General features: G+C 70.5%; 12 protein-coding genes. 9 read left to right on the top strand and 3 right to left on the bottom strand.

The genetic code is table 11. The annotated features are described in order from the left end of the window. The first annotated feature begins 196 nt into the window (after positions 1 to 196). Positions 197 to 511 (top strand): DUF3579 domain-containing protein, encoded by a 315-nt coding sequence (locus tag JI739_RS06080; protein WP_201682907.1) that lies wholly within the window; start codon positions 197 to 199, stop codon positions 509 to 511. Between the two features lie 190 nt (positions 512 to 701). Here the strand turns inward: JI739_RS06080 and rpsT are convergent, their stop codons facing one another. Further along, positions 702 to 1,022, bottom strand: coding sequence for a 30S ribosomal protein S20 (gene rpsT / locus JI739_RS06075; RefSeq protein WP_201682906.1), 321 nt, complete (start codon positions 1,020 to 1,022; stop codon positions 702 to 704). 106 nt (positions 1,023 to 1,128) lie between these two features. Here rpsT and murJ point away from each other — a divergent pair, with 106 nt between their 5' ends. Then, complete coding sequence (gene murJ, locus JI739_RS06070; protein ID WP_201682905.1) at positions 1,129 to 2,694, top strand: murein biosynthesis integral membrane protein MurJ; 1,566 nt, start codon at positions 1,129 to 1,131, stop codon at positions 2,692 to 2,694. 56 nt (positions 2,695 to 2,750) lie between these two features. After that, complete coding sequence (locus tag JI739_RS06065; protein ID WP_201682904.1) at positions 2,751 to 3,602, top strand: SirB1 family protein; 852 nt, start codon at positions 2,751 to 2,753, stop codon at positions 3,600 to 3,602. Here the strand turns inward: JI739_RS06065 and purM are convergent. After that, positions 3,596 to 4,627 carry a phosphoribosylformylglycinamidine cyclo-ligase gene (gene purM / locus JI739_RS06060; protein ID WP_201682903.1) on the bottom strand — a complete coding sequence of 344 codons (1,032 nt, stop codon included), beginning with the start codon at positions 4,625 to 4,627 and terminating at the stop codon, positions 3,596 to 3,598. The two genes, JI739_RS06065 and purM, sit on opposite strands and share 7 nt — an antisense overlap. A 111-nt stretch (positions 4,628 to 4,738) precedes the next feature. On the opposite strand from purM, the gene hda reads away from it, so the two are divergent. From hda to folK, 5 genes are read left to right on the top strand one after another with little or no spacing between them, the layout of a single operon-like run. After that, on the top strand, positions 4,739 to 5,413 hold the full coding sequence (gene hda / locus JI739_RS06055) for a DnaA regulatory inactivator Hda (RefSeq protein ID WP_201682902.1): 675 nt from the start codon (positions 4,739 to 4,741) through the stop codon (positions 5,411 to 5,413). A 58-nt stretch (positions 5,414 to 5,471) separates the two neighbouring features. Then, complete coding sequence (locus tag JI739_RS06050) at positions 5,472 to 6,530, top strand: GSU2403 family nucleotidyltransferase fold protein (protein WP_201682901.1); 1,059 nt, start codon at positions 5,472 to 5,474, stop codon at positions 6,528 to 6,530. Continuing rightward, positions 6,527 to 7,204 (top strand): histidinol-phosphatase, encoded by a 678-nt coding sequence (locus tag JI739_RS06045; protein WP_201682900.1) that lies wholly within the window; start codon positions 6,527 to 6,529, stop codon positions 7,202 to 7,204. The genes JI739_RS06050 and JI739_RS06045 overlap by 4 nt, the downstream gene beginning before the upstream one ends. Beyond that, positions 7,201 to 8,811, top strand: a complete 1,611-nt coding sequence (gene pcnB, locus JI739_RS06040; RefSeq protein WP_201682899.1) for a polynucleotide adenylyltransferase PcnB — start codon at positions 7,201 to 7,203, stop codon at positions 8,809 to 8,811. Before JI739_RS06045 ends, pcnB begins: the two co-directional genes overlap by 4 nt. A 15-nt stretch (positions 8,812 to 8,826) precedes the next feature. Further along, positions 8,827 to 9,303 carry a 2-amino-4-hydroxy-6-hydroxymethyldihydropteridine diphosphokinase gene (folK, locus tag JI739_RS06035; RefSeq protein ID WP_201682898.1) on the top strand — a complete coding sequence of 159 codons (477 nt, stop codon included), beginning with the start codon at positions 8,827 to 8,829 and terminating at the stop codon, positions 9,301 to 9,303. Positions 9,304 to 9,312: 9 nt separating this feature from the next. Here folK and JI739_RS06030 read toward each other — a convergent pair whose 3' ends face one another. After that, entirely contained in the window at positions 9,313 to 9,687 is a 375-nt protein-coding gene (locus tag JI739_RS06030; protein ID WP_201682897.1) for a group I truncated hemoglobin, read from the bottom strand. Between the two features lie 123 nt (positions 9,688 to 9,810). On the opposite strand from JI739_RS06030, the gene JI739_RS06025 reads away from it, so the two are divergent. Beyond that, a complete protein-coding gene (locus tag JI739_RS06025) occupies positions 9,811 to 12,975 on the top strand; it encodes an ATP-binding protein (protein ID WP_201682896.1) in 3,165 nt (1,054 codons plus the stop codon). The last annotated feature ends 58 nt before the right edge of the window (positions 12,976 to 13,033 follow it).

The raw sequence follows: 13,033 nt of genomic DNA, 5'->3' as shown, positions 1-13,033 counted from the left end.
GAAATGAAAAGCGGCTCAACGCGGTGAGCCGTTGAGGCCTGATTTTAGGCACACGTCTTTGCAACGCTGGAGGATGATCCGGGGCTGTGGGCCGCGCCGCCCGGGACGGGTCCAACTCTTATATAAGATAGACTACTTGCGCAGTGCAGCACGACGCGCTCGCGCTGACTGCAGCGGCTTTTCTCCTGCGTTTTCAATGGATTCGAACACCCCCAAAGAGATCTGCATCCAGGGCATCACCAGCCAGGGCCGCACCTTCCGGCCGAGCGACTGGGCCGAGCGCCTGGCGGGGGTGATGAGTTCCTTCCGGCCAGGCGGCGCCTCCCCCGGCAGCCACTTGAGCTACTCCCCCTGGTGCGTGCCCACCGTCATCGGCGGCGTCAAATGCGTGGTGGTCAACAGCCAGTTGCGCGAGCACGAACCCATGGCCTGGGACTTCGTCATGAACTTCGCCCGCGACAACGATCTGCAGGTGGGGGAGGCGTGCCTGGTGCCCGAGAGAAGGGGGTAGGGGGCCAGGGATCAGGGAACGGCGCCTGCGGCGCGAACGCAGGCGGGCGTTGGCTGTTCGCCTAGACCTGACCCCTGAAACGCAAAAACCGCCCGAAGGCGGTTATTGCGTTTCTTGCTGTCAGCGCACCCGTTTCAAACGGCAGGCTCTCGCGAGGCGAGGGCCCGGGCGGGGCCTGGAGGCGTGGGCCTCAGGCGGCGGCTTGTTGCGTCTGCTGGGCCAGGCTCAGGGCCTTGACCTTGGCGGACAGGCGGCTCTTGTCGCGAGCTGCCTTGTTCTTGTGGAAGATCTGCTTGTCGGCGATGGTGTCGATGACCGACTGGGCCTTGGCGAAGAGTTCGGTGGCGCGGGTCTTGTCGCCGGCGGCGACGGCCTTCTCGACGTTCTTGACCGCGGTGCGGTAGCGTGAACGCAGCGAGGTGTTGGCGGCGTTGAGCTTGGTGTCCTGGCGGACGCGTTTACGGCCCGACGCGAGGCGCGGGTTCTTTTTCTTGGGCTTGGCGGATGCCATGGATGTGTTCCTTTGTGTCTGAGGATGTTGCCAGCAAAGCCCGCGATTGTATTCCACGCACATGACCGCAGCCGGCGCCGGGTTGGCCCGCCGCTAAACTCAGCCGGTGTCCCTGTTCAAAGCCGCCTCCACCGTCTCCCTGCTGACGCTGGCATCCCGCATCACCGGCCTGGTGCGCGACCTGGCCATGGCCACCATCTTCGGGGCGAGCGCGATGACCGACGCGTTCAACGTCGCGTTCCGCATTCCCAACCTGTTTCGCCGGCTGTTCGCCGAAGGCGCGTTCAGCCAGGCTTTCGTGCCCGCCCTGTCGCATTCCAAGGAGCGTGATGGCGAGCTGGCCACCCAGGAGCTGATCGACCAGGTGGCCACGGTGCTGTTCTGGGTGCTGGTGGCCGCCTGCGTCGTCGGGGTGGCCGCGGCGCCGCTGCTGGTGCTCGCCACGGCCAGCGGCTTCCTGAAAGAGCCCGAGGTCATGGACGCGGCCGTGCTGATGACGCGGGTGATGTTCCCCTACATCGGCTTCATGTCCCTGGTGGCCTTGTCGGCGGGCATCCTCAACACCTGGCGGCGCTTCGCCGCGCCCGCGGCCACGCCGGTGCTGCTCAATCTCGCGATGATCGCCGCTGCCTGGTTCGGGGCGCCCTGGCTGCAGGCGCGAGGCATCGAGCCGATCTACGCCATGGCCGGCGGCGTGATGCTGGGCGGCGTGCTGCAGCTGGCGGTGCAGGTGCCGGTGCTGCGGCGGCTGCACCGGGTGCCGCGCATCGGCCTGAGCTGGAGCCGATTGCGAACGGCCTGGGCCCATCCGGGCACGCGGCACGTCGGCGGGCTGATGCTGCCGGCGCTGCTGGGTGTCGGCGTGGCCCAGATCTCCTTGCTGATCAACACCCAGATCGCTTCCTGGCTCCCGCGTGGCAGCGTCACCTGGCTGAGCTACGCCGACCGGCTGATGGAGTTCCCGACCGCACTGCTGGGGGTCGCCCTCGGCGTGGTGCTGATGCCCCAGCTCGCCGCGGCCCGCGCGGCCGAGGACCACCAGCGTTATTCGGCCATGCTCGACTGGGGCCTGCGGCTGGTCGTGCTGTTGGCGGTGCCCAGCTCGGTGGCGCTGCTGGTGTTCGGCGTGCCGCTGGTCACCACGCTGTTCCACTACGGCGCCTTCACCGCGGAAGACGTGCGGATGGTGTCGCTCGCCTTGACCGGTTACGGCGCCGGGCTGCTGGGACTGGTGGCGATCAAGGTGCTGGCGCCAGGCTATTACGCCACCCAGGACATGCGCACGCCGGTGCGCATCGCGGTGGTGGTGCTGATCGCCACGCAGCTGATGAATATCGGTTTCGTGCCCTTGTTCGGACACGCCGGGCTGGCGCTGTCGATCGGCATGGGCGCGATGCTCAACGCGGGGTGGCTGGCGTTCGGCCTGCGCCGCCGCGGCAGCTGGCAACCCAGCCCGGGTTGGGGCCGCTTCCTGCTGCAGGTGCTGGCCGCCACCGCCCTGCTGGCGGTGTTCCTGATGTGGGCCTCGGGCAGCTTCGCCTGGATCCAGCTGCGCCAGCAGGCGCTGCTGCGGGTGAGCCTGCTGGCCGGCCTGCTCGCCGGCGCGGGGGCCATCTACTTCGCGGCGCTCGCCGCCAGTGGCGTGCGCCTTCGGCAGTTTGTAACTCGGTGAAAGTGCCCGGTGCCCCTGGCTTGACGGCAGCGGGGACGGCGATTTACAACGCTTTGATGCAGCTGAACCTCACGGTCCCGACTCCCCTCGAGTACTTCAGCTCGCTGGTGCATAGCGACGACCAGTTCCCGCTGCTGGAGGCGGCGGCCAGCATCGCGCAGGACGAATACCCCGAGCTCGATGTGCAGGAGGTGCTCGATGAAGTCGACCTGCTGCTCGGGCGCCTGAAGCGCCGCATCCCCGCCGACGCGCCGGCGCTGCACCGGCTGCGCAGCCTCAACCAGTTCTTCTTCCGCGACCTGAGCTTCGGCGGCAACGTCAACGACTACTGCGACCCCGACAACAGCCACCTCAATGTGGTGCTGCGCACCCGCCGCGGCATCCAGATCTCGTTGGCCGTGCTCTGGCTGGAGCTGGCGCAGGGCCTGGGGCTGCATGCGCGCGGCGTGTGCTTTCCGGGGCATTTCATGGTCAAGGTCAACCTGCCCAAGGGCCAGGTGGTCATCGACCCCTTCACCGGCCAGTCGCTCTCGCGCGAGGAGCTGTCCGAGCGGCTCGAGCCCTACAAGCGGCGCAGCGGCCTCACGGGTGAATTCGAGGTGCCGCTGGGGCTGTACCTGCAGTCGGCGATGCCGCGGGACATCATCGCCCGCATGCTGCGCAACCTGAAGGAGATCCACCGCGCCCAGGAAGACTGGCTGCGGCTGATCGCGGTGCAGGACCGGCTGGTGATCCTCATGCCCGAGGCCTGGGGCGAGTGGCGCGACCGCGGCCTGGCGCACGCCGAACAGGGCCACGCGGCGCAGGCCGTGCGCGACCTCGAGACCTACCTGGCCCACGCACGCGACGCGCTCGACATCGACGCCATCACCGAGCGCGTGGCGAGCCTGCGCCGGGCGCGCTACTGAACTTCCACGGCGGCGCCGGCGCCGCGCACGGCGATCCGGCCGATCTCGTGAACGGTTTCACCCTGCGCGCGCAGCGTCTGCGCCGTCGCAGGGGCTCGCGCCGCGTCCACCACCACCACCATCCCGATGCCGTTGTTGAAGGTGCGGTTCATCTCGTGGTCGGAGATGGCCGCGGTGCGCTGCAGCCAGGCGAACAGCTCGGACTGCGGCCAGCTGCCGGCGCGCAGGTGCGCCGCCATTCCATCGGGCAGCACGCGCGGAATGTTCTCCAGCAACCCGCCGCCCGTGATGTGGGCCAGCGCCTTGATGGGATGCTGCTGCAGCGCCGCCAGCACGCTGCGCACGTACAGGCGGGTGGGCGCCATGACGGCGTCGCGGAAAGGCTGGCCATCAAGCGTCTGCGGCAGCTGGCCGGCGGCTCGTTCGATGCACTTGCGCACGAGGGAGAAGCCGTTGGAGTGCACGCCCGACGAAGCCAGCCCCAGCACCACGTCGCCCGGCTTCACGTCGCGGCCGGTGAGGATCTTCGACTTCTCGACCGCGCCGACGCAGAAGCCCGCCAGGTCGTATTCGCCATCGGGGTACATGCCGGGCATCTCGGCGGTCTCGCCGCCGATCAGCGCGCAGTGGGACAGCTCGCAGCCACGGGCGATGCCGCCGACGACCGCCGCCGCCGTGTCGACATCGAGCTTTCCGCAGGCGAAGTAATCGAGGAAGAACAGCGGCTCGGCGCCCTGCACCAGGACGTCGTTCACGCTCATGGCCACCAGGTCGATGCCCACGGTGTCGTGCATGTTCCATTCGAAGGCCAGCTTGAGCTTGGTGCCCACGCCGTCGGTGCCGCTGACCAGCACCGGTTCGCGGTAGCGCTTGGGCACCTCGAACAAAGCGCCGAAGCCGCCGATGCCGGCCATGACGCCTTCGCGCAGGGTCTTCTTGGCCAGGGGCTTGATGCGCTCGACGAGGGCGTCACCAGCGTCGATGTCGACGCCGGCATCCTTGTACGACAGGGGGGGTTGGGTCATGGGGGTGTGCGCTGCGCGTGGAGCGCCGAAACGGGCCGATAGAATTTGCGGGATTTTACTGACCGTCCCCACCCCGATCCGGGCGCTCCTCGCGTGGCGCCTGGCCCTTGCATGAAACAGATCGCCCTGGACATCGGGCTGGCCCGACCTCCCACCCTGGCGAGTTTTTGTCCCGGCCCCAACCAGGCGGCGCTCGCCCATCTCTTGCTCTGGACCGGCAGCCCGACCCGCTCACCGGTGCCCACCTACCTCTGGGGCGAGTCCGCCAGCGGCAAGTCCCACCTGCTCAAGGCGGTGGCCGAGGCCCTGCGCGAGCAGGGCGCCTTCTGCGGCTGGCTGGACCCGACGCGCACCGACCCGCCTGCCTTCGACGAGCGCTGGGCCGCGGTGCTGATGGACGACGTGCACCTGTACACGGCCACCCAGCAGCACGCCGCCTTCAACTGGTTCATCAACGCGCAGTCGCTGCAGCGTGGCGTGCTGGCCGCCGGCGAGCTGCCACCGGCCGACCTGCGCCTGCGCGAGGACCTTCGCACCCGCCTGGGCTGGGGCCATGTCTTCCAGCTGCAGGCCCTCACCGAACACGAGCGCCGCTCCGTGCTGCGCCAGGCGGCCGACGAGCGCGGCGTGTTCCTGGGCGACGAGGTCATGGATTACATGCTCAAGCGTTTCTCGCGCGACCTCGGCAGCCTGATGCAATTGCTCGACCACCTGGACGCCTATGCGTTGCGCACCCAGCGGGCGATCACGATCCCCCTGATCCGGGCCATGCTCGAAGAGGGTTGACCCGAGAGGTTTGAGCTATACAACAAAAAATTGTTTGTTGTATAGTTGCGGCCGCCCGATGCTCCTGCACACCGAATTGCCCCTGTCTGCCCAGACGGCCTATGCCCAGTTGACGGACGTGGCGCTGTCGCTGGAGCTCGACCGCAGCATCGAGCACCTGCACGGCAGCTTTTCGACGAAGACCGTGCAGGGCGCCCGCTACTGGTACTTCGCTTTCCGCGACCTGGACGGTCGCGTTCGCCAGCTGTATGTAGGACCCGATACCGAGGCGGTGCGCGGCGCAGTGGAGCGCGCCCGCAACGCCCAGGTCCGGCCGGACGAATCGTTGGCTCCCTTGGCACGCTCCGCAGTGGCCCTGGGCTGCGCGGCGGCGCTCCCCAAGCACCTGCGGGCTGTTCGGAAGCTGGGTGACTATGGTTTCTTCAGGGCCGGCGGCGTGCTCGTCGGCACCCACGCGTTCCTGGCGATGGGCAACCTGCTGGGCGTTCGGTGGCGAGATGGCAACTCCACCACGGACGTGGATTTTGCGCACGCCGGCAAGAACATCTCGGTGGCGCTACCAGCCGATGTGCGCATCGACGTGCACGAGGCCCTCACCAGCTTCGAACAGGGGTTCATTCCCATGGTGCAGCTCAGCGGCGGGGCCGGTGCCTCGTACAAGCTCAGTGGCGACCCCGAATTCCAGATCGATTTCCTCACGTCCAACCATCGCGGTGCCGACGCGCCCGTGATGCTGCCCAACCTGAACGTGGGGCTGCAGCCGCTGCGCTTCATGGAGTTCTCGCTCGAACAGGTGGCTCAGGCTGTGCTGATCGACCGCAACGGAGGTGCGGTGGTGGTGAGCATTCCGGCCCCCGAGCGTTACGCGGTCCACAAGCTGCTGGTGGCCGGCGAGCGCAGTGGCACCCTTCGCACCAAAGCCAACAAGGATGTCCAGCAGGCAGCGGCGCTGTTCGAACACCTGTTGTCCACGCGGCCCGACGACCTGCACAGTGCATGGAACGACGCCACCGGGCGTGGCCCTGGCTGGCGCAAGCGCGCGGTCGAGGGCATGGCTGCACTTCGCCGCGCCCATCCTCAATTGCCGCTGGCCGAATTCACCGCTGCCACCACATGACGAACATCGCGCTCTTCGACCTCGACCACACCCTGCTGCCCATCGACTCCGACCATGCCTGGGGGGCCTTCACCCAGGCGATCGGGTGGTGCGACCCGGCCGAGTTCGGTGCCCGCAACGACGCGTTCTTCGCGCAGTACCAGGCCGGCACGCTGGACGTGCACGAGTACGTGCGCTTCGCCACCGAGGCCGTGCGCCTGCGCGGGCCCGAAGCCGCGGCCCAGGCGCACCGGCGCTTCATGCAGGAGGTGGTGCGGCCGGCCATCCTGCCGGCGGCGCGCGAGCTGGTCGAGCGGCACCGCGAGGCCGGTGACCGCATCCTCATCATCACGGCCACCAACGAGTTCGTCACCCGCCCCATCGCCGACGCGCTGGGCGTGCAGGAGCTGATCGCCGTGCGGCTGGCGCGTGGCGCCGATGGCTGGATCACCGGCGATATCGACGGCGTGCCCTCCATGCGCGAGGGCAAGGTGCACCGTTTCGAGGAGTGGCTCGGCGCGAACGGGCTCGCGTGGGACCGCATCGTGACCACTTTCTATTCCGACTCCATGAACGACCTGCCGCTGCTGGAGAAGGTCACGCATCCCGTGGCCACCAACCCCGATCCGCGGCTGCGCCAGGTGGCCCAGGAGCGGGGCTGGCGCATACTCGACCTGTTCAACCAGAAAAAATGATCAAGCAATTCATCGGCCGGCTGCTGGGTGCGGCCGGCAATGGCCGCAAGCCCAGCTTCGGCAGTCGCCGCGAAATCGCCCGTGACGAACACGGCATCGACGTCACCCTGGTCGACGAGCGGGCCCTGAACGTGGTGCGCACCCTCAAGGAGGCCGGGCACGAGGCGTACATCGTGGGTGGCGCGGTCCGCGACCTGCTGCTGGGCCTGCGACCCAAGGACTTCGACGTCGCCACCAGCGCCACGCCGGAACAGGTCAAGTCGCTGTTCCGGCGCGCCTTCATCATCGGCCGGCGCTTCCGCATCGTCCACGTGGTCTACGGCCGTGGCCGCGAGCACGAGGTGATCGAGGTCTCCACGTTCCGCGCCTACATGGACAACGCCAGCGCCGAGGCGGTGGCCGGCAACGAGCGCACCTCGCGCAGCGAACTGGCCGGCATGCACCACGCGGTCGACGCCAGCGGCCGCGTGCTGCGAGACAACGTCTGGGGCCCGCAGGACGAGGACGCCACCCGCCGCGACTTCACCGTCAACGCGATGTACTACGACCCCGAGACGCAGATCGTGGTCGACTACCACGGGGGCCTGAAGGACGCGCGCAAGAAGCTGCTGCGCATGATCGGCGACCCCACCGCCCGCTACCGCGAAGACCCGGTGCGCATCATCCGCGCCGTGCGTTTCATGGCCAAGCTGCATCCGCTGGGCTTCAAGCTCGAGCCCAAGACCGGCGCGCCCTTGTCGGGATGCCTGCCGATGCTCGGCGAGGTGCCGCAGAGCCGGCTGTTCGACGAGATGCTCAAGCTGCTGCAGACCGGCCATGCGCTGGACACCGTGGCACAGCTCAACGCGCTGGGATTGGCGCAGGGCATCTACCCGCTGCTGTCGCTGGTGGTCGAGCGCGCCGGCCAGCCCTTCGTCCGCGCCGCGCTGGAGGACACCGACCGGCGCGTGGGCGAGGGCAAGCCGGTGGCACCCAGCTTCCTGCTGGCCTGCGTGCTGTGGGCCGACGTGCGCGATAACTGGAACCGCCGCCTGGCCGAGCGACAGCATCCGTTCCCGGCCCTGCAGGACGCCATCGACGAGGTGTTCAGCGCCCGCATCGGCGACGTGTCCGGCCGCGGCAAGCTGGCCGCCGACATGCGCGAGATCTGGATGATGCAGCCGCGCTTCGAGAAGCGCACCGGCAGCACGCCCTTCAGCCTGGTCGAGCAGCCGCGCTTTCGCGCCGCGTTCGACTTCATGCGGTTGCGAGCCGACGTCGGCGAAATCGACGTCGTGCTGGCTGACTGGTGGCAGGAGTTCAGCACCGCCAGCGACGCCCAGCGCGAGGACATGGTGGCCGAGCAGCGGCAGGAGCAGCAGCGCGGCAAGCGACGCGTGCGCGCCGCGCGGCCGCCGGTCGATGCGGCCGGCCTGCTCGAAGGCGATGCCGCCCCCGCTCCCCGGGCGGCGCGTGCTCCGGCGCACGAGGCGCACGAGGCGCCCGAGCCGTCCGTCGCCGAAGACGGCGGCGAAGCTCCCGCGCGCAAGCGGCGCCGGCGTCGGCGCAAGCCGGCATCCGACGCTGGAGATGCCCGGCCGATGGAACCCGGGGCCGAGCCCGGCTGACAGGGGCTTGCCGAGGTGGTCCGCGAGCCGGTCCTCGCCTACGTGGCCTTGGGCGCCAACCTCGGCGATGCGCAGGCCGCGGTCCGCCATGCGCTGGCCGCGCTGGACCAGGACCTGCCCGAGACGCATCGGGTCGCCGCCTCCGCGCTGTACCGCAGCGCGCCGATCGATGCCCAGGGGCCGCCATTCGTCAACGCCGTGGCGGCCCTCTCCACCCGCCTGCCGGCCCCCGTGTTGCTGGCCGAGCTGCAACGCCTCGAGCGGCTCGCCGGGCGCGAGCGCCCGTACCACCATGCGCCGCGAACGCTCGACCTCGACCTGCTGCTGTACGGCGACGGCCGCATCGACAGCCCCGCGCTCACGCTGCCGCATCCACGCATGGTCGATCGGGCCTTCGTGCTGCTGCCCCTGGCCGAGATCGCGCCGCAGCGGGTGGACCGCGCCCGCCTGGCCGAGCTGGCCCACCAGTCGATCGAACGCATCGGCTCGTGACGCCGCGCCTCAGACGCGGATGATCTGTCCCTTGAGCGAGTACAGGATGGCCGTCACTTCGCCGCGCGTGGCATCGTCGATGTCGTTCTTCCGCAGCGCGCCCAGGATGTCGTCCATCGCGGCCATGTACTCCTGCTCGCTGATGTTCATGCCCTTGTGCGCAACCAGCAGGTCGCGGCCCGTGTAGGCCTCGGGCCCGCCGCAGCCGGCGCAGAAGAACTCGACCGCCATCTGCTTGGCATGGTCCAGGTCCTCGGAAGCCTGGAAGCGTGGCGCCACCAGCGGGTTCGACAAATGGGCATCCATCACGTCGTGAACGATCCGGGTGATGCCATCGAAGCCGCCGAGCCGTTGATACAGAGACTTGGTTTCCACGGGTGTCATGGTCAATACTCCTGTCGAAGTCTGCGAAGTGGACGCAGGCGCCAGCGCACCTGCTGAGGGGCATGCTCCACACCGCGTGTTCCCGAAACGTTCCCGCGCCCGTCGCGGACAGGGAGGCCCTACATGGCAATCGCTTCGGGATCGAGCCAGCCCGCACCGGTCGACGTCTCCATCCGCCTGCTCGGCGGCTTCGCGCTCGAGCCGGCCCGAGGTGACACGGCGCTGGGCCGGCGCGCGACCCAGCTGCTCGAACTGCTGAGCCTGCAGCCCCAACGCAGCCTCCTGCACGACGAGGTGGTCGAGGCGCTGTGGCCCCATCTTTCCCCCGGGGCCGGCAGCGCCAACCTGCGCAAGGCCGCGCACCACGCGCGTCGCTACGTCGGAACGCCCGATGCGCTCGTCCTGCGCGGTGGCCGGGTGTTCCTGCTGCCGGGACGCGGCGTCGACTGCGACGCCGAACACTTCGAGCGGGCGGCCGACCACGCCTTGTCGCGTGGCGATCCGCAGGCCTGCCGCGACGCGCTCGAGCTGTACCGGGGCGAGCTGCTGCCCGACGCCCGCTACGAACCCTGGGCCGAGCAGCCGCGCCAGCGGTTGCGCGACAAGTACCTGCGCCTGCTGCGGCAGGCCGGGCAGCTGGAGCGGCTGGTGCAGGAAGAACCGGCGGACGAGGCGGCGCACCTCGCGCTGATGGAAGCCGAGCTGGCGGCCGGGCGCCGCACGGCGGCGCTGCGCTGGTGGGCACACCTGCGCGACCACTTGCAGGCCAGCCTGGGCGTCGCCCCCGGTCCGCGCGTCGAGGCGCTCTACCGGCGCTGCGTGGACGGGCTGGAGGGCGATGTCCCCGCATTCGTCGGGCGCGGCGTCGAACTGGCGCGGGTGCTGGCCCTGTTGAGTGGCGCGGGGCAGGGCGCCCCCGGCGGCTTGCTGTTGCGCGCGCCGGCCGGCATGGGCAAGACCGCCTTCTGCCGCAAGCTGCTGCACGAAGCGCGCGCCGCCGGCTGGCGCGTCCGCCTGCTGCAGGCGGACGACGATACGCGGCCGCACGGGCTCACCTGCGAACTGGTCGAACCTCTTGTGCAGGAGGGCGGCCGGGACGTGCTGGATGCGATCGGCCCCCATGCCCGTGCCATCCTCGCGGCGCTCACGCCGGCCGCTGGAGCGGCCACACCGCTGGCGCTGCCCATCGGGCGGCACCAGGTGGTCGGCGCGGTCCGCCGGCTGCTGCTCGCCACCTCGGGCGGCCAGCCGGTGCTGCTGATGGTGGACGACGCGCATGCGGCCGACGAGGCCAGTGCCGAACTGCTGGCCCAGCTGGCCAGCAGTGGCCCGCCCCTGTTCGTGCTGCTCGCCGGCCGCCCGGCCTTGCCGCAAGGCCTGCAGCGGCAGACGGACCGCCTGCTGCGCTCCGGCGTCCTGCAGGCGCTCGACTTGCCGCCCCTGTCGGCGGACGAGTCCGCGCTGCTGGTCCAGCGTGCCGCCGCTCGCAGCCTGCCGGCCGCATCGACGGACGCGGTGGTGCGGGCGGCCCGGGGACTGCCGTTCGCGCTGGTGGAGCTGGCCCGGGCCAGCCATGGCGCACCGCCCTGGCCGCGCGACATCTCCACCGCGATTGCCGAGCGCCTGGCCGATGTCGAGCCCGAGGCCATGGACGCGTTGCGCCGGCTGGCGCTGGTCGGGCAGGACTTCGACGTCGCCACCGCCCTGGCGCTGGCTGCGGACGACGGAGCCGATGGGGCACGGCGGCTCGACGCTGCGCTGGGCCGCGGGGTTCTTCGGGTCGACGCAGGCCGCTACGCCTTCGCCCACGACCTGCTGCGGCAGGCCTTGGTCGACGGGCTGGCGCCGCACCGCCAGCGCGCCCTGCGTGGCGAACTGGCCACGCGCCTGTCCCGGGGCGGTGCCGCGCCGGGCCTGGTGGCCCGGCACTGGTTCGCGGCCGACGAGACCGACCGGGCCCTGCCGTTCGCGCTGGCGGCGGCGCGTGACGGGTGCCGCCTGGGCGCCTTCGAGGATGTGCTGCGGCACGTCGAGCCGGTGCTGGCGCATCGCCCCGCCCAGCCCGAGGCCCTGGTGCTGCGCGCCGAAGCCATGGATGCGCTGGCTCGGCCCGGCACCCTGGCCGCCTACGACGCCGCAGCCGCGGTCTCGCCCCAGCCGCTGGCCGACGAGCTGCGGGCCAAGCGCGCGCTCGCCCAGGTGAAGATGAGCGATCCGCCGGGGGCCTTGCGGTACCTGCAGGGCGTCCATCCGACCACCGTGGCGGGGCGACTGGCCGAAGCCCTGGCCTACAGCGGCGCGGCCGCGCTCGGCTTCGGCGACCCGGCCGAGGGATCCCGCCGCGCGGCCGAAGTACGCCGCCTCGCGCTGGAAACCGGTGACCAGGGCACGCTGGTCATCGCGTCGTGGGCCCAGGCCGCGGCGGCCCACGCCCGGGGCGACCTGCATGGCAGCGTCTGGGCCGACCTGCGCGAGACCAGCCATCTGCCCGAACTGGCGGTGCGCGTCTTCGACGGCCACCTGTGCATCACCCAGCGTTTCCTGTACGGGTCGCGGCCGTATGCCGACGTGATCACCTTCGCCGACCGGCTCGCCGCCGAGGCCCAGCGGCTCGGGGCGGCGCGGGGCCACGCCTTCGCCGTCACCCTGCGGGGCGAGGCGCGGCTGCTCAGCGGCCAGCTCGACGCGGCCGAGCAGGACCTGGTCGCCGGTGGGCGGCTGCACCGCGACATCGGCGGCGCCACCGGCGAGGCGCTGTCGCTGCAGCGCCGGGCCGAGCTGGCCCTGCTGCGGGGCCGCCGCGACGTTGCGCGCGCCCTGCTGGACGAGGCGCTGGACGTCGCCCGCGCGTCGGACGTGGGCTTCCACCTGCTGGACCGGATCTACGGCACGCGCATTGCGCTGGCCGGCGGGCCCGACGCCGCGCTGAACGTGCTGGAAGAAGCCGAAGCGGCGGTGCGCGGTCCGCTGGAGACCTGCCCGGGCTGCCGCATCACCTTCGCCATCCCGGCCACCATCGCCGCTGCCAGGGCTCGGCAGCCTGACTTGGCGGCCGGCCACCTGCGGTTGTCGGAGTACCTGGCCAATGTGGTGATGAAGCTGCCGGCCTGGTATGCCGCGCTGCGCGAGGCGCGGGCGCACGTGGCGCTGGCGGCGGGGGAGGTGGGCGAGGCCCGACTCGGTTTCGCGCTGGCGGCACGGGGTTTCGCCGAGGCGGGGCAGCCGCTGGACGCGGCGCGGTGCCAGGGGCTGGCGGGCGATACGTTGGCTCCGGTGCATCCAGGCTGAAGGGCGCGCATTCCAATCGCCCGGAGCATCCCCCCGTCCGCCCCGAGCTTCTCATCAC

Origin of the sequence: Ramlibacter aurantiacus (assembly GCF_016722895.1) — a bacterium.
Taxonomy (GTDB): domain Bacteria; phylum Pseudomonadota; class Gammaproteobacteria; order Burkholderiales; family Burkholderiaceae_C; genus Ramlibacter; species Ramlibacter aurantiacus.
The sequence above is the reverse complement of the archived record's forward strand: the minus strand, read 5'-3'. Positions and strand labels throughout refer to the sequence as shown.

Excerpts from the sequence above, each read along its gene's own strand:
- JI739_RS06080 (WP_201682907.1), top strand. The coding sequence starts at position 197 with ATGGATTCGAACACCCCCAAAGAGATCTGCATCCAGGGCATCACCAGC.
- rpsT (WP_201682906.1), bottom strand. The coding sequence starts at position 1,022 with ATGGCATCCGCCAAGCCCAAGAAAAAGAACCCGCGCCTCGCGTCGGGC.
- JI739_RS06065 (WP_201682904.1), top strand. The coding sequence starts at position 2,751 with ATGCAGCTGAACCTCACGGTCCCGACTCCCCTCGAGTACTTCAGCTCG.
- purM (WP_201682903.1), bottom strand. The coding sequence starts at position 4,627 with ATGACCCAACCCCCCCTGTCGTACAAGGATGCCGGCGTCGACATCGAC.
- hda (WP_201682902.1), top strand. The coding sequence starts at position 4,739 with ATGAAACAGATCGCCCTGGACATCGGGCTGGCCCGACCTCCCACCCTG.
- JI739_RS06050 (WP_201682901.1), top strand. The coding sequence starts at position 5,472 with ATGCTCCTGCACACCGAATTGCCCCTGTCTGCCCAGACGGCCTATGCC.
- JI739_RS06045 (WP_201682900.1), top strand. The coding sequence starts at position 6,527 with ATGACGAACATCGCGCTCTTCGACCTCGACCACACCCTGCTGCCCATC.
- pcnB (WP_201682899.1), top strand. The coding sequence starts at position 7,201 with ATGATCAAGCAATTCATCGGCCGGCTGCTGGGTGCGGCCGGCAATGGC.
- JI739_RS06030 (WP_201682897.1), bottom strand. The coding sequence starts at position 9,687 with ATGACACCCGTGGAAACCAAGTCTCTGTATCAACGGCTCGGCGGCTTC.
- JI739_RS06025 (WP_201682896.1), top strand. The coding sequence starts at position 9,811 with ATGGCAATCGCTTCGGGATCGAGCCAGCCCGCACCGGTCGACGTCTCC.